Source organism: Marinobacter sp. F4216, from assembly GCF_019931195.1.
Classification (GTDB): Bacteria; Pseudomonadota; Gammaproteobacteria; order Pseudomonadales; family Oleiphilaceae; genus Marinobacter; species Marinobacter suaedae.
Genome location: NZ_JAIOUO010000002.1, coordinates 323618 through 343739, shown reverse-complemented (window position 1 = coordinate 343739; position 20122 = coordinate 323618). Strand labels below are relative to the sequence as shown.

At 55.5% G+C, this 20122-nt stretch carries 17 protein-coding genes and 1 tRNA gene; 6 read left to right on the top strand and 12 right to left on the bottom strand.

Annotated features, from left to right (window positions below):
• Positions 1–4: 4 nt before the first annotated feature.
• Complete coding sequence (rmuC, locus tag K8I84_RS02130; protein WP_223793712.1) at positions 5–1594, bottom strand: DNA recombination protein RmuC; 1590 nt, start codon at positions 1592–1594, stop codon at positions 5–7.
• A gap of 331 nt (positions 1595–1925) precedes the next feature.
• Between rmuC and K8I84_RS02125 the strand changes: the two genes are divergently transcribed.
• The 4 genes from K8I84_RS02125 to K8I84_RS02110 all read left to right on the top strand — a co-directional run bounded on the left by K8I84_RS02125 (position 1926) and on the right by K8I84_RS02110 (position 5747).
• Positions 1926–2312: a hypothetical protein gene (locus K8I84_RS02125; RefSeq protein ID WP_223793074.1), complete on the top strand. Its 387-nt coding sequence runs from the start codon at positions 1926–1928 to the stop codon at positions 2310–2312.
• 174 nt (positions 2313–2486) lie between these two features.
• The gene (locus tag K8I84_RS02120; protein ID WP_223793073.1) at positions 2487–3284 is read left to right on the top strand and encodes an ATP-dependent zinc protease; all 798 of its coding nucleotides are present in this window, start codon (positions 2487–2489) and stop codon (positions 3282–3284) included.
• Positions 3281–4798, top strand: a complete 1518-nt coding sequence (locus K8I84_RS02115) for an inactive transglutaminase family protein (protein ID WP_223793072.1) — start codon at positions 3281–3283, stop codon at positions 4796–4798. Before K8I84_RS02120 ends, K8I84_RS02115 begins: the two co-directional genes overlap by 4 nt.
• Position 4799: 1 nt before the next feature.
• On the top strand, positions 4800–5747 hold the full coding sequence (locus K8I84_RS02110) for an alpha-L-glutamate ligase-like protein (protein WP_223793071.1): 948 nt from the start codon (positions 4800–4802) through the stop codon (positions 5745–5747).
• 57 nt (positions 5748–5804) lie between these two features.
• On the opposite strand, the gene K8I84_RS02105 is transcribed toward K8I84_RS02110, so the two are convergent.
• Positions 5805–7394 carry a BCCT family transporter gene (locus K8I84_RS02105; RefSeq protein WP_223793070.1) on the bottom strand — a complete coding sequence of 530 codons (1590 nt, stop codon included), beginning with the start codon at positions 7392–7394 and terminating at the stop codon, positions 5805–5807.
• A 312-nt stretch (positions 7395–7706) separates the two neighbouring features.
• Here K8I84_RS02105 and K8I84_RS02100 point away from each other — a divergent pair.
• Together K8I84_RS02100 and K8I84_RS02095 are read left to right on the top strand one after the other, a co-directional pair.
• Positions 7707–7783: transfer RNA gene (locus K8I84_RS02100), tRNA-Pro, on the top strand.
• 423 nt (positions 7784–8206) lie between these two features.
• On the top strand, positions 8207–8713 hold the full coding sequence (locus tag K8I84_RS02095) for an HNH endonuclease family protein (RefSeq protein ID WP_223793069.1): 507 nt from the start codon (positions 8207–8209) through the stop codon (positions 8711–8713).
• Positions 8714–8813: 100 nt separating this feature from the next.
• On the opposite strand, the gene K8I84_RS02090 is transcribed toward K8I84_RS02095, so the two are convergent.
• The 10 genes from K8I84_RS02090 to K8I84_RS02045 form a co-directional block, all read right to left on the bottom strand.
• A complete protein-coding gene (locus K8I84_RS02090) occupies positions 8814–9179 on the bottom strand; it encodes a MerR family transcriptional regulator (protein ID WP_223793068.1) in 366 nt (121 codons plus the stop codon).
• Positions 9160–9462, bottom strand: coding sequence for an integration host factor subunit alpha (gene ihfA, locus K8I84_RS02085; protein ID WP_206642633.1), 303 nt, complete (start codon positions 9460–9462; stop codon positions 9160–9162). The genes K8I84_RS02090 and ihfA overlap by 20 nt, the downstream gene beginning before the upstream one ends.
• A gap of 3 nt (positions 9463–9465) precedes the next feature.
• Complete coding sequence (gene pheT, locus K8I84_RS02080; RefSeq protein WP_223793067.1) at positions 9466–11838, bottom strand: phenylalanine--tRNA ligase subunit beta; 2373 nt, start codon at positions 11836–11838, stop codon at positions 9466–9468.
• Between the two features lie 60 nt (positions 11839–11898).
• On the bottom strand, positions 11899–12897 hold the full coding sequence (gene pheS / locus K8I84_RS02075) for a phenylalanine--tRNA ligase subunit alpha (protein ID WP_223793066.1): 999 nt from the start codon (positions 12895–12897) through the stop codon (positions 11899–11901).
• Between the two features lie 150 nt (positions 12898–13047).
• Positions 13048–13401, bottom strand: a complete 354-nt coding sequence (gene rplT / locus K8I84_RS02070; protein ID WP_223793065.1) for a 50S ribosomal protein L20 — start codon at positions 13399–13401, stop codon at positions 13048–13050.
• A 49-nt stretch (positions 13402–13450) separates the two neighbouring features.
• A complete protein-coding gene (gene rpmI / locus K8I84_RS02065) occupies positions 13451–13642 on the bottom strand; it encodes a 50S ribosomal protein L35 (protein ID WP_223793064.1) in 192 nt (63 codons plus the stop codon).
• 93 nt (positions 13643–13735) lie between these two features.
• Positions 13736–14272 carry a translation initiation factor IF-3 gene (infC, locus tag K8I84_RS02060; RefSeq protein ID WP_223793711.1) on the bottom strand — a complete coding sequence of 179 codons (537 nt, stop codon included), beginning with the start codon at positions 14270–14272 and terminating at the stop codon, positions 13736–13738.
• A 2-nt stretch (positions 14273–14274) separates the two neighbouring features.
• Positions 14275–16200: a threonine--tRNA ligase gene (gene thrS, locus K8I84_RS02055; RefSeq protein WP_223793063.1), complete on the bottom strand. Its 1926-nt coding sequence runs from the start codon at positions 16198–16200 to the stop codon at positions 14275–14277.
• A gap of 153 nt (positions 16201–16353) precedes the next feature.
• On the bottom strand, positions 16354–18954 hold the full coding sequence (locus tag K8I84_RS02050; RefSeq protein ID WP_223793062.1) for a TRAP transporter permease: 2601 nt from the start codon (positions 18952–18954) through the stop codon (positions 16354–16356).
• 94 nt (positions 18955–19048) lie between these two features.
• On the bottom strand, positions 19049–20032 hold the full coding sequence (locus K8I84_RS02045; protein WP_223793061.1) for a TAXI family TRAP transporter solute-binding subunit: 984 nt from the start codon (positions 20030–20032) through the stop codon (positions 19049–19051).
• Between the last annotated feature and the right edge of the window lie 90 nt (positions 20033–20122).

Sequence of the window (20122 nt, the reverse complement as noted above, 5' to 3'; positions counted from 1 at the left end):
ACATTCACTCCTGCTGATTATCTGCGCTGATTGCCTGCGCTTCTTGTTGTTCTTCCTCGGCAGAGTCTGCCTCCGGCTCACTGTCGCCGATATCCACATCGGAGCGTTCAGTGACCGACTTTGGCAACTCCTTTTTGACCCTTACCCCCAACTCGACAAACCGGTTGGCTTGCGAAATCAGATTCCCCTTGCCCCGGGTCAGAGTGTTCATTGCCGAATCGTAGGTACCCTGGGCCGTCTGCAACTGACTGCCCAGTTTCTCCATCGCTTCCACAAACACCCTTAGTTTGTCATAGACTGCGCCGGCCCGATCTGCAATACGTCGAGCATTCTGGCTTTGCCGCTCGTAGCGCCAGATGTTTTCGATGGTTCTGAGCGTGGCCAGCAATGTGGTCGGTGTTACCACGATAATCTTTCGCTCAAAGGCTTCTGCGAATAAGTTCTCGTCCTGCTGAAACGCAGCGACGAACGCCGGCTCGATGGGCATGAACAGCAACACAAAATCCGGCGAGCGAAGTCCGTTGAGCTGGCTGTAGTCCTTCTCGCTGAGGGTTCGGATGTGATTGCGCACGGCATCGACATGCTCCTTCAACGCAAGAGCGCGAACGTCCTCTTCGGTTTCGTTCACCCATTTCTGATACGCCAGCAGGGATACCTTGGAATCAATGATCAGGTTTCGATCATCCGGCAGATGCACCACCACATCCGGTCGAAGTAACTGATTGTCCCCATCCCGGTAGCTGCCCTGGGTTTCGTATTCCTCGCCCTTGCGCAGACCGGATTTCTCCAGCACCCGCTCCAGAATCAACTCACCCCAGTTGCCCTGAATCTTCTTGTCGCCCTTGAGGGCTTTGGTGAGATTGGAGGCTTCTTCGGTGATCTGCCGATTCAGTTCCTGCAGGGATTTGATTTCGCTTCTGAGGGCCTGCCGATCCCGGGTTTCAGTGGTGTATACATCCTCTACCCGCTTGCGGAAGTCCTGCAACTGGTCCCGGAATGGATTCAGCAGGGTATCCAGACTGGTCCGTGTCTGCTGGCTGAACCGCTCACTCTTCTGCTCGAAGATCTTGTTCGCCAGATTCTCGAATTCCTGCTTCAGGGCATCACGGTTGCGCTCAAGCAATTCAAGTTTCTCCGTCGTGGCACGGCGTTCCTTGTCGAGCGTAACCTCCTGCTCACGCAGTGCGACCCGGGCATCGTGCAATTCCTGCCCCAGCTGGTCAGTCCTCGCCTTCTGGCTGCCGTAATCGTTCTCCAGCTCCTCTGAGCGGCGTTTACGACTTTCCAGATCGGATTCCAGGCTGGCAACGCGGGTTTCAAGAGTGGTCGAACGCTGCCGCCATTGCTCAATGTCTCGCTCAAACCGGCTTATCCGTTCGTGCTGCTCATTCAGGGTCTGTTGGAGGTGCTCTGCGTGCTGCTGATCCAGCGCCCGCTGATGATGAGCATCCTGTAGTTCAACCTCTGCCTGCTTGAGCAAACCTCGCTGCTCCGCCAGCTCAGTGGCCAGGTTGCGCCCGAGCGCCTTCGTCCGGAACAGCAGCACTGCCAGAACGATTACCAGAAACGCGGCAAGCAAGCTGAACCCTGCCATCCACTGTGGGTTTGAGACAATCCATCCGGCGACCGCTTCTGGCACTTCATTTACTCCTGAAATCGGGAACTTTTGGCCTGTAAATCAGACCCTTTGATTAAACTATCAGTCTACCGCATCCGCTTCCCAGATTTCGCGCCCCGCGACCATAAACCGTTGCAGATCACGGCCCAGATCTCGACTAGGTGGCAAAACAACCAATCCACCGGATCCGGCCATGGACGCAGTACGTAAGATCGTCTAAAACGTTATTACGTCGTTCCCATCCGGTGACAGATGCAGGTAGGCGGTCATCGGGCGACTGTGAACAATCAATAATGGACTGCGGAAAATGTTCAAAGAGCTTTGGAGAAAACTGGGAAACGACATCACCACCCCTGAATGCGGCACCCCTGACTTTGAAAACTCCTGCAGCTTCGGCGATGGCGGTCAGTGTTCAGACGGTTTTAATATCTGGCCGCATATCACCCATACCGGTGAATTTCATCTTGAACGCCTGACCGCGTTGCTCAAAACCCGCTATGGCAAAACCTACGCCCCCGAGCGCAGGCAAGGCAGCAATCAGGCCATACGGGAACTCATTGGCTATGCGGCACGCATACAGGACCAGGATGTCCAGCGTGAACTCCTTCTCTTTTACCTGAACTGCTCCCCAGCTGTGCAGGAGTTCCTGCGCAGTGAAACAATGCTTGGAAAGGGCCCTCTTTTCCCACGCTAGCCGGTCTGGCCTTCCGATTACTTTGGCAAAATTTATTCCATTTAACCTTCCGTAAAGTAACGTCACACGTTGCTTGTTGTATACTTCAGCTCCACATACCTTCAGTTACACTCATTCTGATCGCCGCGCAGTTTTTGCCTTCGGCGTGACCGGCTGCCATCTCAGGGGTATTTGATGAGCTTACGACCGATGCGGGCTAACCTCCCGTTCCGTCAGGTTTTGCTGACCTTGGGCATGGTTATCATGCTCGCAGGCTGCTCTTTTAACCGGTATCTGATGGTGCCGAAACAGGATATGAATGAGCTGAGCAGCTCCATTCAGACTCAGCGGGTCACTCTGGTGACCATGGAAAACAATGCCAGTATCCGACACGAAAAAACCGTTGAGCAGCATGAAGAGTCTACCCGCGTTATTCTCGAAGCCATCCAGACCCAGGTAGAGAAGCCACGGTGCCCACCGCTAAGACCAGAGAAAATTTGCCCGGCCACAGATGCATCCAGACAGCTGTCTGAGCGCCTTCAAGGCAAGCTCATTGTTGGTGAACTTGAAAAAATTTATATCGCGGAGCCAAGGCAGGTGTACACCGCACGCATCGACAGCGGCGCGGAAACCTCGTCCCTTGATGCCCGCAACATCACCCGCTTCGAACGGGACGGCAATAACTGGGTGCGTTTTGATGTTCCCATCCCCGGCACCGACGAACTGGTCACCCTGGAAAAAGAAGTGGCGAGACGGGTGAAAGTCTTCCAGGCGAGTGCCGCGGATGCCGAGCGCCTTCTGGTGGTGGAACTGCAGTTCGCCATTGGCGATCACCAACAAGTGGCTGAGTTTACCTTGACGGACCGGGCAGACCTGACCTACGAAGTATTGATAGGCCGCAATATCCTTCGCGACGTCATGTTGATCGATATAGGCAGGGAGTTTGCCACCGAATTACCGGAATCTATTCTCAACAACAGGAACGACTCGTGACCTCTCGATCACGCCTGCCGTTTTTTATTGGTGTTTTTCTTCTGATCGCAGCCGGAATCGTACTGGCCGTATGGCGGCACCTTGAACTCGGCATCCCCTGGCTTGCCGGGGAACAGCGACCGGTATGGATGATCGAGGCCCGCATCGATTTCGATGGCAATGATGAACCCGTCGTTGCCAGCCTGCACGTTCCAGACCAGCCGCCAGGATTTCGCATACTGAGCGAGCAGGCGGCGTCACCCGGCTATGGTTTTTCCATTCTGGAAAAATCCGGTAGTCGACGAGCCGAATGGACCAAGCGGCTTGTCACGGGCCCGCAAACGCTGTACTTCAAGGCTCAGTTTATCCCAGACGATACCGCCCAAAGCCCAAGCCCAAAGCGGGAGCCGAAAGCGCGCCGGGTATTCTGGGAAGAGCCGGAGGCCACCGCCGTTCAGGAAATTCTGGCACAGGCAGAGGAGCGTTCCAGCACACCGGAAAGCATGACCCGCGAACTGATCCGCCTGATGCAGCCGGACACGAGAACCCAGAACACCACACTCCTGGTAACGGATGAGGATTATCTCGACCTGCTGGTCGACATGCTCAACCATTCAGGCATTCCGGCCAGAACCGCAGACGGCCTCAAGCTCAGAGATGCCCGGCGCCGGCAATCGCTGATGCCGTTCCTGCAAATATACGACGGCGATCAATGGCTCACCTTTGACCCGGAAACCGCCGCTCAGGGAATTCCGGATAACCTTCTGCTCTGGCGCCAGGGCTCCGCTTCCCTTCTCGACGTCGTTGGCGGTGACAACTCGGAAGTCAGCTTTTCCATGCTCCGGCAAACCGTTCCGGCCCTGCAGTTAATGACCATGGAACTCAAGACCAACGGTCTCGGTCTCATCAGCTTCTACGAACTGCCGATTGAAGAGCAAAGCATGTTCCGCATGCTGCTGTTGTTGCCCCTTGGTGCGTTGATTGTTGCCTTCATGCGAATCGTGATCGGAATTCGAACCTCGGGCACCTTCATGCCCGTGCTGATTGCGGTGGCCTTTGTACAAACCACTCTGATTCCCGGACTGATCGCCTTTTTGTCGGTGGTCAGCATTGGCCTGGTGATGCGGGGCTACCTCTCCAGCCTGAATCTGCTGCTTGTTTCGCGAATCTCTGCCCTCATTATACTGGTTATCTTTATTACCGCAGGGCTCAGCATCATTGGCTATCAAATGGGCTTCAATACCGGGATGACCGTCACCTTCTTCCCAATGGTGATCATTGCCTGGACCATTGAGCGCATGTCAATCCTTTGGGAAGAGGAAGGTGCCCGGGAGGTCATTGTCCAGGGTGCCGGAAGCCTGTTTGTCGCCATCTGTGCGTACCTCGCCATGAGCGCTCCCCTGGCGGGTCACCTGACGTTCAACTTCCCGGAACTGCACCTGACCATTCTCGGACTCATTCTCCTGATGGGACAGTACACCGGTTACAAGCTCAGCGAGCTCGTGCGCTTCACCCCGATGAAGGCCTACGACTGACATGGGCTGGATTTCCCCGGGGCGCCTGAACAGGCTTGGTATGCTCAATATGAACCGGCGCAATGTGGACTACATTGCCCGATACAACGAGCGCTCGGCTTATCCGCTCGTCGACAACAAGCTAAAAACCAAACTGGCGGTAGCCGAATACGGCGTCAAAACCCCGAAGCTGCTGCAGGTGGTTCAGCAACAACATGAAATTTCCCATTTCCGCGAGATGGCAGAGGACCTGGGTGGCTTTGCGATCAAACCGGCCAAGGGCTCGGGTGGAAAAGGCATTACGGTCATTACCGGCCGTGACCAGGACAACTACGTTAAAGCCTCCGGCGCCCGTATTGGCAGCACCGAGCTTCAGCGCCACCTGACCAACATTCTGGCCGGCCTGTATTCTTTGGCCGGCACGCCCGATGTAGCCATAGTGGAAAGCCTCGTGGAATCCTCGCCGGCACTGGCCAAGTATTCCTACCAGGGTGTACCGGATATACGGATTGTTGTGTTCCGGGGGTACCCTGTAATGGCGATGCTGCGACTGGCCACAAAGGCGTCTGACGGCAAGGCCAATCTTCATCAGGGTGCTATCGGGGTTGGCCTGGACATCGGTACGGGCAGGAGCCTGAACGCGGTTCAGTTTAACCGACCCGTGACCCTGCACCCGGATACCGGCCTGGCCATTGAGAACATCCGGATCGAGGCATGGGATCAGATGCTGGAAATGGCATCCCGCTGTTATGAAGCCACCGGGCTCGGATACATGGGTGTAGACCTGGTGGTGGATGCCAACGAAGGGCCCTTGCTTCTGGAGCTTAACGCCCGCCCCGGCCTGGCCATCCAGATGGCCAATGGACGCGGTCTGCTCCCCAGACTCAGAACCATTGAGGACCTTAAACGCCCTCACTTCACCCCACAGGATCGGGCCGAGTACGCCATGGAAAGCTTCGCCACTTCCTGAACAGGCAACAAAAAAGCCGGGACGAATCCCGGCTTTTTTCTCTACAGCTCACTTTCTTTATAGTTCGCCTTTGGCTATCAGCAGCTTGCGCTCGTGAGCAAGCCCCTTCAAAAGCCCCCAGGTCATCACCAGCAGTATCGCCGTGAACGGCAGGCCTGCACTGATTGCCGTTGCCTGAATGGCTCCAAGAGCGTCTTCGCCACCACCGAAGATCAGGGCAGCGGCAATCGCGCCTTCCATAACAACCCAGAATACCCGCTGAGAAGTCGGCGCGTCGGTTTTGCCGCCGGCTGTGATGCTGTCAATCACCAGAGAGCCTGAATCCGACGAGGTTACGAAGAACACCAGCACCAGAATAATACCGACAAAGGAGATGATGCCCGTAAGCGGCAGGTTCTCGAACATCTGGAACATCGCCAGTGATACGTCGGTTAACCCGTTTTCTGCCAGCGCACCAACACCATCACGGATTTGTTCCAGAGCCGAGCCACCAAACCCGCTCATCCACAAAACGGTAATTAGCGTTGGGATAATCAGCACAGCCGTGACAAATTCACGCACGGTCCGGCCACGGGAGACCCGGGCAATAAACATTCCGACGAACGGTGACCAGGAAATCCACCATGCCCAGTAAAAGACAGTCCAGCCCTGGAACCAGGCTTCGTCTTCGCGGCCAAACGGGTTACTCAACGGGACGACATTCGCCACGTAGCTTGCAGAGGTGACGAACAGGGTTTCCAGAATCACCATTGTCTGACCCGCGAAGACAATGAAAAACAGAAGCAGGGCCGCCAGACCCATGTTGATGTTACTGAGCACCTTCACACCGCCGTCCAGGCCTCGCAAAACGGAAATCAGGGCAAGCGCGGTGACGCCAACGATAATGGCCATCTGGACATTTACGCCGGCTGAGACATCAAACAAATAATTCAGCCCGGATGCAGCCTGTTGGGCGCCAAACCCGAGAGACGTTGCCAAGCCGAAGATGGTGGCGACCACCGCAAGCACATCGATAATGTGCCCGGGCCAACCCCACACCCTGTCTTTCAGAAGCGGGAAAAACGCAGAGCGAATGGTCAGCGGCATGTTCTTGTTATACGCAAAGAACGCCAGGGACAGCGCCACCACCGCATAGATCGCCCAAGGGTGCAGCCCCCAGTGATACATGGTCGCGCCCATGGCCATATCAGCCGCTTCAGGCGTGTTCGCCTCCACGTTAAACGGGGTCTCATACCAGCCCGTGTAATAGGCCACCGGTTCCGCGACCGCCCAGAACATCAGGCCAATGCCCATGCCCGCTGCGAACAGCATGGCGAACCAGGACATCGTTGAAAACTCTGGTTTGGCGTCCATTCCACCGATTCGGATTTTTCCCACAGGCATGAAAATCAATGCCAGGCAGACCACCACAAAAATGTTGGCGCTGAGGAGGAAAAACCAGTCAAAGGTAGCAATGATGTCCCACTTGGCACCATCCAGCATGGATTTCGACTCAGCGGGGAACATCATCGTTCCTACCACGAAAAGAATCACCAGAATTGCCGTAATCGGAAACACCGGTGCATGAATGTCGAGACCGAGGGGATGGATATTATCCTGGCCCGCGACGTAATCCGTTTGATATTCGTCTTTGACTACTTCGCCCACGTTCGAAGTCTCCTTGGTTGGATAAGTCCTGTTTTGTTTCGGCATTCAAACGTTACAAGCGCGTCATGATATTGCTTTGACATCTAAATATCAAAACGGCGCACATCGTCAAAACCTCGATATCAGCATAGACCATGGACACATTCTAGAAAGTCCGGATCTCACAATGACTTCCAGTCGTTTTAACGCCCTCTAAAAATAGCCCTCAACGCTCGTTCAAATCCCTGTTTATTTTTTCCCGAGCCTGGTGTAGACTTCGCTCCCGCTAAGCCAGTGAGGAAACCGTCCGGTTCTCCATGGCCCAGCGTGTGTCGGGGCGTAGCGCAGCCTGGTAGCGCACCTGTATGGGGTGCAGGTGGTCGCAGGTTCAAATCCTGCCGTCCCGACCATTTTTCTCCCTTTTTCTTTTACCCTGAAAAACCGCCAACTCTCTAAACGGGCTTGTCCGATTTTCCGCTGACAGCATACCACTCTCTGTCCCGCCGCCTTCTTACGAACACTGACAAAATCCCAACAAAAGCCCGACTCGGCTCCGACCGGTCGTCTGCAATACTCTCCGTGCTTTTTATTCAAACTCAGTCCTTTAGAGCAGCTTCACCATGCAAATGTTGTTTAGCCGGTCAGTGTCGGCTTTATTTGCGGTATGCCTGTTGCTCGGCTCCCATTCGCCCAGCGCGGCAGAATTGGTTAAAAAATCCGGCTCAGGCATCTGCCACCCACCTGAAAGCGCACACTACTCAAGAACCAAATCGTTCACCGGGTTTGAATCCCTGAATGCCTGTCTGGCGAGCGGAGGGAGATTGCCAAGGGGAATGAGCGCCCGGAGTCCTGTCACGCTCGAAACGGGATACGAACGCAAGAAGTTCGGGCATGGCTGGGATGATACCGACGGCGACTGCCAGAACAGCCGCGCAGAAGCTCTCATCGCCTCTTCGACTAGCCGTGTCCGATTCTCGGATCCACGAAGATGCCGGGTGGCATCCGGCCGCTGGATCAGCCCGTTTACCGGCCAGGTGATACAGAACGCTTCAGACATAGACATCGATCACGTGGTGCCACTGAAATGGGCATGGGAGCACGGAGCAAAAGACTGGAGCGAGGCGAAGAGGGAAACCTTCGCCAACGACATGAATAACCTGTGGAGTGTCGAGCTCTCTCTGAACCGGCAGAAGGGTGCAAAGGGACCGGAACAATGGCTGCCACCTCAGGGCCAGTGCCAGTATGTGAGCAGGTTTGTGAGGCTGATCAAGACCTACAACTTGCGACCCAGCTCGAATCAGTTACAGCACTACAAACAACTCCTGGCCCGACACTGCTGATAACGTCATCAACCGCACCATCTGAACTTAACGTCGATTTTCAGATACAAAAAAGCCGAAGCGATTGACCTCGCTTCGGCTTTTTTGTGCTGGCAAAGTGTCAGCTCGCAGGCGCGTTAAGCACATCTAGGACCTCTTCCAGCTCGGCGATCATCTGCTTGATCAACTGCCTGTACTGGGAGGTATCTTCTTTGGCCTCGCTGCTACTGAGCTTCTGCTTCGCACCACCGATCGTGTAGCCCTGCTCGTAAAGCAGGCTCCGAATCTGGCGAATGGTAATCACATCCGCACGCTGATAATAGCGCCGGTTACCTCTCCGCTTGACCGGCGATAGCTGCGGAAACTCCTGCTCCCAATAGCGCAATACATGGGCTTTTACCGCACACAAATCCGCTACTTCACCAATCGTGAAGTAGCGTTTTCCTGGGATCGCAGGGAGCTCGTTGTTATGACTCGGTTCCAGCATAGGCTTCCACTTTCTGCTTCAGTTTCTGTCCCGGCCGGAAGGTCACCACGCGGCGTGCGCTGATGGGAATCTCTTCCCCAGTTTTCGGGTTCCGTCCCGGTCTCTGTTTTTTATCGCGCAGGTCGAAGTTGCCGAACCCGGACAACTTCACCTGTTCGTTGTGGCTGAGTGCGTCTCTGATCTCGTCAAAAAAAGCTTCCACCATTTCTTTGGCTTCCCGCTTGTTGAGACCTAACTCCTCGTACAAACGCTCTGCCATGTCCGCTTTCGTTAACGCCGCCATGTCTCAGCTCCTTAGTGTTGCCCCCAGCTCTTGTTTCAGCGCGTCAATAACGCCGTTGAAGAGCGAATGCACTTCATCCTCGTTAAGTGTGCGTTTGGGGTGCTGCCAGAACAGACTGAGCGCAAGGCTTCGATTTCCCTCACCGATACTCTCGCCCTCGTAGACATCAAACGCACGCAAATCCGTCAGGCATTCTCCGGCGTGTTTTCTGGCTACACGCTCTACGTCGGCAAATGCCACGTCACTTCCGATAATGATAGCCAAATCCCGACGAACTTCAGGGAATTTTGAAATTTCTTTGAAATTAGGCACATATCCAGTGGCGATTGAATCCAAGAATAGCTCAAACATCAGCACCGTGCCATTAAGTTCAAGTTTTTTCTGCACTTGCGGGTGCAGTGTGCCCAGCCAGCCAACATGCTCCCCGTCGCGCATCAGTTCGGCTGTCTGGCCCGGATGGAGAGCCGGATGGCTTCCGGATACAAACTGCACCTCAATGCCGAGCACACGGAACAGGCTTTCCAGCTCGCCTTTTACATCGAAAAAGTCCGCCGCTCTGCGACCGTTTACCCAGTTTTCCGGATACTGCCCCCCAACCACAACGCCGGCCAGCATTGGCTGCTGATCAATACGCTGATCATCCTTTTCAAAACGGAGACCTGTCTCGAACAGGCGAATACGGGATTGCTGGCGATTCTGGTTGTAGGCGACCGTCTTCAGAAGCCCACTCCAAAGAGTGGTCCGCATGACGGACAGGTCGGAGGAAATCGGGTTCGCGAGCGCTATGCCATCGCGCTTCGGATCAACCAGCTCCTGTACTTTGGGATCCACAAAGCTGTAGGTAATTGCTTCCTGGTAACCCTGATCGACAAAGAAATTTCGAATCAGCGATACCGGGCGCTTTGCCTCTTCCTCAGGGCGGAGCCCCAGCGAGCCTTCGGGCTCGGTCACCGGCAGGTTGTTGTAACCAAAAATCCGGCCAACTTCTTCAATGAGATCTTCCTCAATAGAGATATCCGGGCGGTAGCTTGGCACACTCACCCGCCAGCCGTTCTTGAGCAGCTTGTCGATATGAAGGCCCAGGCGAGTCAGGATTTCCTCAACCGTTGTGCGGTCAATCTCCAAGCCAAGAACGCTCGCCAGGCGGTCGGATCGCAGGTCCACAACCACATCGTCAGGCAAGCAGTCGCTGCTCAGCACCTCGACGATCTCACCCGGCTCACCCCCTACGATATCCATCAAAAGCCTGGTAGCACGCTCCATCGCATCTCGCGCCAGCTTGAAGTCGACGCCGCGTTCGAAACGGTGAGACGCATCTGTATGGAGGCCATAGTGACGAGCCTTACCCGCCAGGGTAATCGGATCAAAATAGGCGGACTCCAACACCAGGTCCCGGGTCTTTTCACTGACACCGGAATGTTCGCCGCCCATAACGCCAGCAATCGCAACGGGCTTCTCGTGATCAGCAATGACCAGCGTCTGGTCAGTAAGCTGTACTTCCTGACCGTCCAGCAGTACCAGCTTTTCGTCAGCCCGGGCCATGCGGACAACAATGCCGCCCTTGATCTCTTCGCGATCAAAGGCATGCATCGGCTGGCCAAGCTCCAGCATCACGTAGTTTGTTACGTCGACAGCGGGATCAATAGAACGAATACCACACCGCCTCAGCTTTTCACGCATCCACAGGGGCGTTTCGGCCTGAAGATTAACGTTACGGAGTACTCGCCCCAGATAACGCGGGCATCCAGCGGGGTCCTCAACACGAATATCCGGCACTTCGGAATGCTGGGCCTCAACGGCAGTGAATTCAGGCGCTTCGACGACCAGGCTATTCAATACGCCCACTTCCCGCGCGATACCCTTGATAGAGAGACAGTCGCTGCGGTTCGGAGTCAGATCCACATCAATCGTGACATCGTTAAGCTGCAGGTATTCGCGGAGATCCTGGCCAGTCGGCGCATCCGAAGGCAACTCCATCAGACCATCGCTGGCATCCGACAAACCCAGCTCGGCCTCAGCGCACAACATACCCTCAGAGGGCTGACCACGAAGCTTGGCCTTCTTGATTTTGAAATCGCCCGGCAGGACCGCGCCTACCACGGCAAACGGGACTTTCAGACCATCGCGCACGTTGGGCGCGCCACATACAACCTGAATGGTCTGCAGGCCATCGGTCACCTGGCAGACACGCAGCTTGTCGGCATCCGGGTGCGGCTCAACCTTCAGCACCTCACCAACGATCACGCCACTGAAGTCGCCTGCCACCGGCTCAAAGCCATCCACTTCCAGACCGGCCATGGTGACCTGGTCCATCAATTCCTGGGTACCGATTTCCGGGTTAACCCACTCGCGCAGCCACTGTTCACTGAATTTCATGCTTGTTGCCTTGTTCTGATGCGGTTTCGCCTGATGGTTTGAATTCCTGATAGCGCCGGATTAACGGAACTGACGCAGGAAACGCAGATCGTTCTCGAAGAACATCCGCAGGTCGTTGACGCCGTAACGCAGCATGGCCAGACGCTCAACGCCCAGACCAAATGCGAAGCCGCGATACTCCTCGGCATCAATACCGCAATACTCGAATACTTTTGGATGCACCATGCCGCAGCCCATCACTTCCAGCCACTTGATACTACCATCCGCCTCACGACCCCACTCGATATCGACTTCCGCAGAGGGTTCGGTGAACGGGAAGTAGGAAGGACGGAAACGGACTTTCAGGTCCCGCTCAAAGAAAACCCGCAGGAACTCTTCCACTGTGCTCTTCAGGTCGGCGAAGCTGACATTCTTCTCTACCAGCAAGCCCTCGACCTGATGGAACATGGGCGTGTGAGTCATGTCGGAGTCACAGCGATAGACGCGCCCCGGACAAATCATCCGGAATGGCGGTTTGCCCGCTTCCATGGTTCGAATCTGGACCGGAGAAGTATGGGTACGGAGCAACGTTCCCGGATTGAAATAGAAGGTATCGTGCATGGCACGGGCCGGATGATGCCCCGGAATGTTCAGTGCTTCGAAGTTGTGGTAGTCATCTTCGATTTCCGGCCCCTGCTCGACGGTATAGCCTGCGCGGGCAAAAAATTGCTCAATGCGCTGCAGGGTACGGGTTACCGGGTGTAAGCCACCCAGATCCTGGCCACGCCCCGGCAGAGTGACATCAATGGATTCACTCGCCAGCTTTTGCTCAATGGCAACGCGCTCCAGATCAGCACGACGGGCGTTAATGGCCTGCTCAACCTGGCCCTTGGCTTCATTGATTTTCTGGCCTGCAGCGGGACGCTCTTCGGCAGAAAGCTTGCCCAGCGTCTTGGCTTGCTGGGTGATAACACCTTTTTTACCCAGGTACTCAACACGAATTTGATCAAGCGCCTGCAGGCTGTCTGCGTTCTCTACCGCAGCCAAACCGTCCTGAACCAGTTGTTCCAGGTTTTCCATTGACCCTGCTCCAAACCAGATATGGGAGTAGTAATACGAATTCTTAAAACAAAAATAGGGGAAGAGCATGCCCTTCCCCTATTGAGAGAGCGTCCCCATGATGCCATGAGACGCTCCGATCGATCAGCAATCGATGAAGAGCTTAAGCGATCACAGGGACGCTTTGGCTTTCTCGACAACAGCGGCGAACGCCTGCTGCTCGTTCATGGCCAGGTCAGCCAGAACCTTACGATCGATTTCAACGTTCGCCTTCTTCAGACCAGCGATCAGACGGCTGTAGGACAGACCGTTTGCACGGGCGCCAGCGTTGATACGGGCAATCCACAGGGCGCGGAAGGCACGCTTGCGGTTACGACGGTCACGGTAAGCGTACTGACCGGCCTTGATAACCGCTTGCTTGGCAACACGGAACACACGGCTGCGAGCACCGTAGTAACCTTTGGCCTGATTGAGAATCTTTTTGTGACGACGGCGTGCGATCACACCACGTTTTACACGAGCCATAACTTAATCCTTCTACCTTAAAAACCTAAACAAGAATGGACGCGGTGCCTTAGCACGCGGTCATACGCTTGATGGACGCCACGTCAGACTTGGCGATCATCTTGGTACCACGCAGCTGACGCTTACGCTTTGGGCTCTTCTTGGTCAGGATGTGACTGGTGAAGGACTGCTTGTGCTTGAAGCCGTTCGCGGTTTTCTTGAACCGTTTAGTGGCTCCGCTCTTGGTTTTCATCTTGGGCATTTTTTAAAACTCCGCATTCTATTATGGAAAAAACAATGTGTTCCTGAACGACGAATCCCCCGCATGCGCGGGGGATCCATCACCCGATCAGGTTCACTTCTTCTTGCGGGGTGCCACCAACATGGTCATTTGACGGCCCTCCATTTTGGGCCTCATCTCAACCGTTGCCAGCTCTTCAATATCCGCTTCAATCCGGTTCATGAGCTTCATACCAATTTCCTGGTGTGCCATCTCACGCCCCCGGAATCGGATAGTGATTTTGCCGCGGTCCCCGTTTTCAAGGAAACGTATCAGGTTGCGTAGTTTGACCTGATAATCCCCTTCTTCAGTTCCTGGACGGAACTTAAGCTCTTTGACCTGCGTCTGCTTCTGCTTTTTCTTCGCAGCCGCTTTGGCCTTCTTCTCGTCGAAGATCTTCTTGCCGTAGTCCATTATCTTGCAGACGATCGGATCGGAATCCGTAACCTGGACCAGGTCAAGGGACGCTTCTTCGGCCATTTTCAAGGCGTCCGCAATAGGAACTACCCCTACCTGATTGCCTTCTGCGTCAATCAGCCGGACTTCTGTTGCGTCAATATTCTCATTGATCGGCGCCTTAGGGGCGCGACCCCGATTCGCTCGCTGTTTGATAATTAGATCTCCGTCTTGGTTCTGCCCTTACGTTCAACCTCTTCAGCCAGAAGCTGTTCGAACGCATCAAGCGAAAGGGTTCCCAAATCTTCACCTTTACGGGTACGTACCGCAACGGCGTTATTTTCGACCTCTTTGTCGCCTACGACGACCAGATAGGGAACCTTGTTTAAAGTATGCTCGCGGATTTTAAAGCCGATCTTCTCGTTTCTCAAGTCAGCATTTACCCGATACCCGGAAGATTCCAGTTTTCTGGCCAGATTCTCACAATATTCACGCTGATTATCGGTGATATTGAGGATAGCCACCTGGGTTGGCGCCAGCCAGGTCGGGAATGCCCCTTCGTATTCCTCGATCAGAATACCGATGAACCGCTCGAACGAACCCAGCACCGCACGATGCAGCATCACAGGTGTTTTGCGTTCGGAATCGGCGGCCACGTACTGAGCACCCAGACGGCCCGGCATGGAGAAGTCCACCTGAATGGTGCCGCACTGCCACACCCGGCCGATGCAGTCCTTCAGTGAGAATTCGATTTTCGGCCCGTAGAAGGCACCCTCACCCGGCAGCAGTTCCCAGTCAACCCCCTCACGGTTCAGAGCTTCTTCCAACGCCGCCTCGGACTTGTCCCAGACCTCATCGGAGCCTACACGCTTCTCCGGACGGGTGGACAGCTTGTAGAGGATCTCGGTAAATCCAAAGTCCTGATACACCTCGTGCAGCAGGTCAATAAAACGAGACACTTCCGCCTGAATCGCATCCTCCTCACAGAAGATGTGCGCATCGTCCTGGGTAAAGCCGCGCACCCGCATGATCCCGTGCAGGGCACCGGATGCCTCATTGCGGTGGCAGGAGCCAAACTCCGCCAGACGCAGAGGCAGGTCCTTGTAACTCTTCAGACCCTGGTTGAACACCTGGATGTGACACGGACAGTTCATCGGCTTGATGGCGAAATCGTGCTTTTCCGATTCTGTGGTGAACATGTCATCGTGGAACTTGTCCCAGTGGCCGGACTTCTCCCACAGGGTGCGCGAAACCACCTGTGGAGTCTTGATTTCCTGGTAGCCGTGCTTGCGCAGCTTGTCGCGCATGTACTGTTCGATGCTCTGATACACTTCCCAACCAGCGGGATGCCAGAACACCATGCCCGGCGCTTCTTCCTGCATGTGAAACAGGTCCAGCTTCTTGCCGATCTTACGGTGGTCCCGCTTTTCGGCTTCTTCCAGACGGTGGAGGTAAGCCTTGAGGTCTTTCTTGTTGCCCCACGCAGTCCCATATACACGCTGCAACTGCTCATTGGAGGTATCACCACGCCAGTAGGCACCGGCCACCTTGGTCAGCTTGAACGCCTTGAGCTTACCGGTACTCGGCACATGAGGACCACGGCACAGGTCGATAAAGTCGCCCTGACGGTAAAAGGAAAGGTCCTCTTCGCCCGGAATATCCTCAATGATCCGAACCTTGTACTCCTCGCCCATCTCGTCAAACAGCTTGACGGCCTCGTCACGAGAGAGCACTGAGCGGGAAACCTGAATATCCTGCTTCGCCAGCTCTTCCATGCGCTTTTCGATACGGGCCAGGTCTTCATTGGTGAAGGGCCGCTCGAATTTAAAGTCGTAGTAAAAGCCGTTATCGATAACCGGGCCAATCGTCACCTGAGCAGACGGGAACAGTTCCTTGACGGCCATAGCCAGCAGGTGCGCGGTGGAGTGGCGAATGATATCCACACCCTCTTCATCCCGCTCGGTCACAATGGCCAACTCGATGTCTTCTTCGATGCGGTAGCTGGTGTCCACCAGCTTGCCGTTTACCTTGCCAGCCAGAGCGGCTTTGGCCAGACCCGCGCCAATATCGGCGGCGACGTCATGAACGGTTACGGCTTCTGCAAAACTACGGTGACTGCCATCTGGCAGGGTTACGACGGGCATAAACATACTCCGGTTGGTTACTCAGCGGTGATCTATACCAGAGATCACTTGTGGCGGCGCGTCACGACACAAACCGCGGGCCTGTTGGAGCGGGAGTCTACCAGAAAAAAACCCGGCAGGTTAATGCCGGGTTTCCTCTGGTGGATCAATGGTTCAGGCTGGCTGGGCACCACCGGTTTCACGGGCTCGTCGACGGTACTGACCAAAACCAAGCAGCCCAAGCAACGCCAGTGCGGGAATAAACATCAATTCCTTCGGTGGGCGTTCCGCATCTATCTGAACCCCATCGATCGTCCAGCCGAAACTGATGCCGGCCTGCTCCGCAGCACTGCCGAAGTTCACGAAGTCCACCACCATCTGATCGCCCTGGGCGGATACTTCAAGTCCGGCCTGCGCCAAACGCTTTTGTGGCGACTCCCCTTCAGGCAATGCCAATTGCAGGTACTTGGATACCTCATCACCATCAAGGGACATCCCCGACGCCTGGATGACAATAGGATCACCGGCCGGAACATCATCAACATACTGGAACAACTCGGAACCTGGGCGGTCCTGAGTCGCGGGGTACACCATGTCCCACCAGAAACCCGGCCGGAAAAGGGTGAACGAAATCAGCAGAAGCGCGACGGTTTCCCACCAGCGCGTCCGGGTCATCCAGTAGCCCTGGGTGGCTGCCGAAAACACCAGCATGGCCATCACCGCACTGAATACGGTCACCAGGAGGTCAAACCAGCCCGTCAGCCCGATCAGCAACAATTGAGTATTAAAAATAAACATGAACGGCAGGATCGCGGTCCGGATATCGTAGGTAAAACCCTGAATACCGGTCCGGATCGGGTCGGCACCCGATATCGCCGCGGCGGCGTAGGCGGCCAGCCCCACCGGAGGCGTGTCGTCCGCCAGAATACCGAAGTAAAACACAAACAGGTGAACCGCAATCAGCGGCACCAGCAGGCCATTCTCGGCACCGAGGGTCACAATCACCGGCGCCATCAATGTGGAAACCACAATGTAATTGGCCGTGGTCGGAAGCCCCATACCCAGAATCAGACTGATCAGGGCGGTGAAAATAAGCATCAACAGCAGGTTACCGCCAGAGATGAACTCAACAAACTGAGTCATGACCAACCCGATGCCGGTCAGGGTGACCGTGCCGACCACAATACCGGCAGTGGCAGTGGCCACACCGATGCCAACCATGTTGCGAGCACCGGTAACCAGGGAATGAGCGAGATCTACCAAACCCTGCTTCAACGTCGCACCGTAATGCCCCTGTTCATGGAAAAAGGCTTTCAGCGGACCCTGGGTAATCACGATAAATACCATGAACACGGTCGCCCAGAAGGCCGATAACTGTGGCGAGAACCGCTCCACGGTCAGGCACCACACCAACACAACCACCGGCAGAAGGAAGTAAAGGCCGGCTTTCACCGTGGGCCCAACCGGGGGCAATTCATCCATGGATCGCTCCGGACTGTCCTCCTCAAGAGCCGGGAAACGGGTGGCATAACCGACCAGACCGATATAAACCAGCAGCAGGAGGGGGCCCAGCACCCAGATAGCGCCTGCACCCAGCCAGTCCTTCATCCAGCCAATGCCGTAGTAGACAACCAGCGTCAGCACACACAGCCCCAGCAGAATGACTACCCAGTTGAGCATTCGCTGAGCCAAGGTCGGACGATCCAGACGTTCGATGCCCTTCATGTTGAGTTTGCAGGCTTCGAGGTGAACGATGTAAATCAACGCCACATAGGAAATCATGGCAGGCAGGATGGCGTGTTTGATGACCTCCAGATAGGAGATTCCCACGTATTCCACCATCAAAAAGGCAGCCGCACCCATAATGGGCGGGGTCAACTGGCCATTGGTTGATGCAGCCACTTCCACCGCCCCGGCTTTGGTGGCCGGGAAACCAACGCGCTTCATGAGCGGTATGGTAAAGGTCCCGGTGGTCACCACATTGGCGATGGAAGAGCCGGAAATCACGCCACTCAGTCCGCTGGACACCACGGCAGCTTTGGCGGGACCGCCGCGCATGTGACCGAGCATGGCATAGGCCACCTGGATGAAATAATTGCCAGCCCCTGCCCGTTCAAGCAATGCTCCGAAAAGTACGAACAGGAATACGAAGCTGGTGGAAACCCCCAGCGCGACCCCGAACACACCCTCCGTGCCAAGCCACTGGTGGGACGCCAGCTTACTCAAGCTCGCCCCTTTGTGGGAAATCACGTCGGGCATGTAGGGCCCGGCGAGGGAATAAATAATGAAAACGCCCGCAACAATGGTCAGCGGAAGGCCGAGAGCCCGCCGCGTCGCTTCGAGAAGCAGTACAAGACCACCCAACGCAACGATCATATCCTGGGCATTCGGGGCACCCGGGCGCGTGGCCAGCTGGTCATAGAAAACAAACAGGTACGACGCCGCAAAGGCGGCTGCCAGCGCCAACACCCAGTCAAAGATCGGCACATGATTCATGTGCTTGCCTTTGATCATCGGGAACGCGGAAAACGCCAGAAAAGTCGCAAAGGCCAGATGTATCGACCGAGACTCGGTGGAGTTGAAAACTCCGAAATCAAACACGTAGGGAAGTGGCGACGCTATCCATAGCTGAAAAAGAGACCAGAGCAGTGGCACGACAAACAGAATAACCGCAGCGGCGCCCGTGGTGGCCCTTCCACCAGATTCTGTCTGCAAAAACTCCTCGACCTTGCCACGGTCGACACTGTCCCCTGCCCGAGGGTCGCTGTCGCTCATAATCCAGTCCTTTAAGAAAACCAGGGGTAAGGCAGATATAACCAAAGAGATGCCGCGGGCCTAACCAGCCCGCGGCGTTCAATGACCGGCGAGATCAGTCGATCAGACCAGCTTCCTTGTAGTACTTCGCCGCGCCCGGGTGCAGAGGGGCACTCAGGGCATCGGAGACCATCTCTTCTTTCTTCAGATTGGCGAAAGCGGGATGCAGACGCTTGAAGCTGTCAAAGTTCTCAAATACCGCCTTGACCACTTCGTACACCACTTCGTCCGCCACATCGGTGGATGACACAAAGGTGGCTGCAACACCGAAGGTCGTTACATCCTGGTCAGAGCCCCGGTACATGCCACCTGGGATGGTTGCCTCCCGGTAATACGGATTGTCGGAAATGAGCTTTTGAGTGGCTTCGTTATCGACGTTCACGATCAGGCTGTCACACGAGGTGGTCGCTTCCTTGATGGCACCGGACGGGTGGCCAACGGTGTAGAAGAACGCATCGATATTGCCGTCACAGAGGGCCTGGGACTGCTCAGCGGCTTTCAGCTCAGCCGCCAGGGAGAACTTGTCCATTCCCCAGCCCATTTCCTCCATCAGCACCTCTGCCGTGGCACGCTGGCCCGACCCCGGGTTGCCGACGGACACTCGCTTGCCTTCGAGATCCTCGAACGAGTTGATACCGGAACCCTTACTGGCCACCACGGTGAATGGCTCCGGGTGCAGTGAGAACACCGCCCGCAAGTCTTTGTTGGCGCCATCGCTTTCGAACTGGCTGGAGCCATTGTAGGCATGGTACTGCCAGTCGGACTGGGCCACTGCCAGATCCAGCTCGCCCTGGCGAATCGCATTCAGGTTGTATACGGAACCGCCGGTGCTCTCGACCGAACAACGGATGCCATGCTCCTTACGATCCATGTTCACCAGACGACAAATAGCGCCACCGGCCGGGTAGTAAACACCGGTCACACCCCCAGTACCAATTGTCACGAAACGCTGTTCCTGAGCAGATACCGACGTGGAAGCAGCACCTACGCTGACTGCCGCAGAAACAGCGAGAGCAGATACCTTGGATTTAAGTGTCATGTGTTCTATTCCTTTTTTTGACCGTTGGATTTGAAGCCCGCCTACTCCCGAGGGCTTGCTTTTGGCACGTCTATGAACATAGACCAGAAT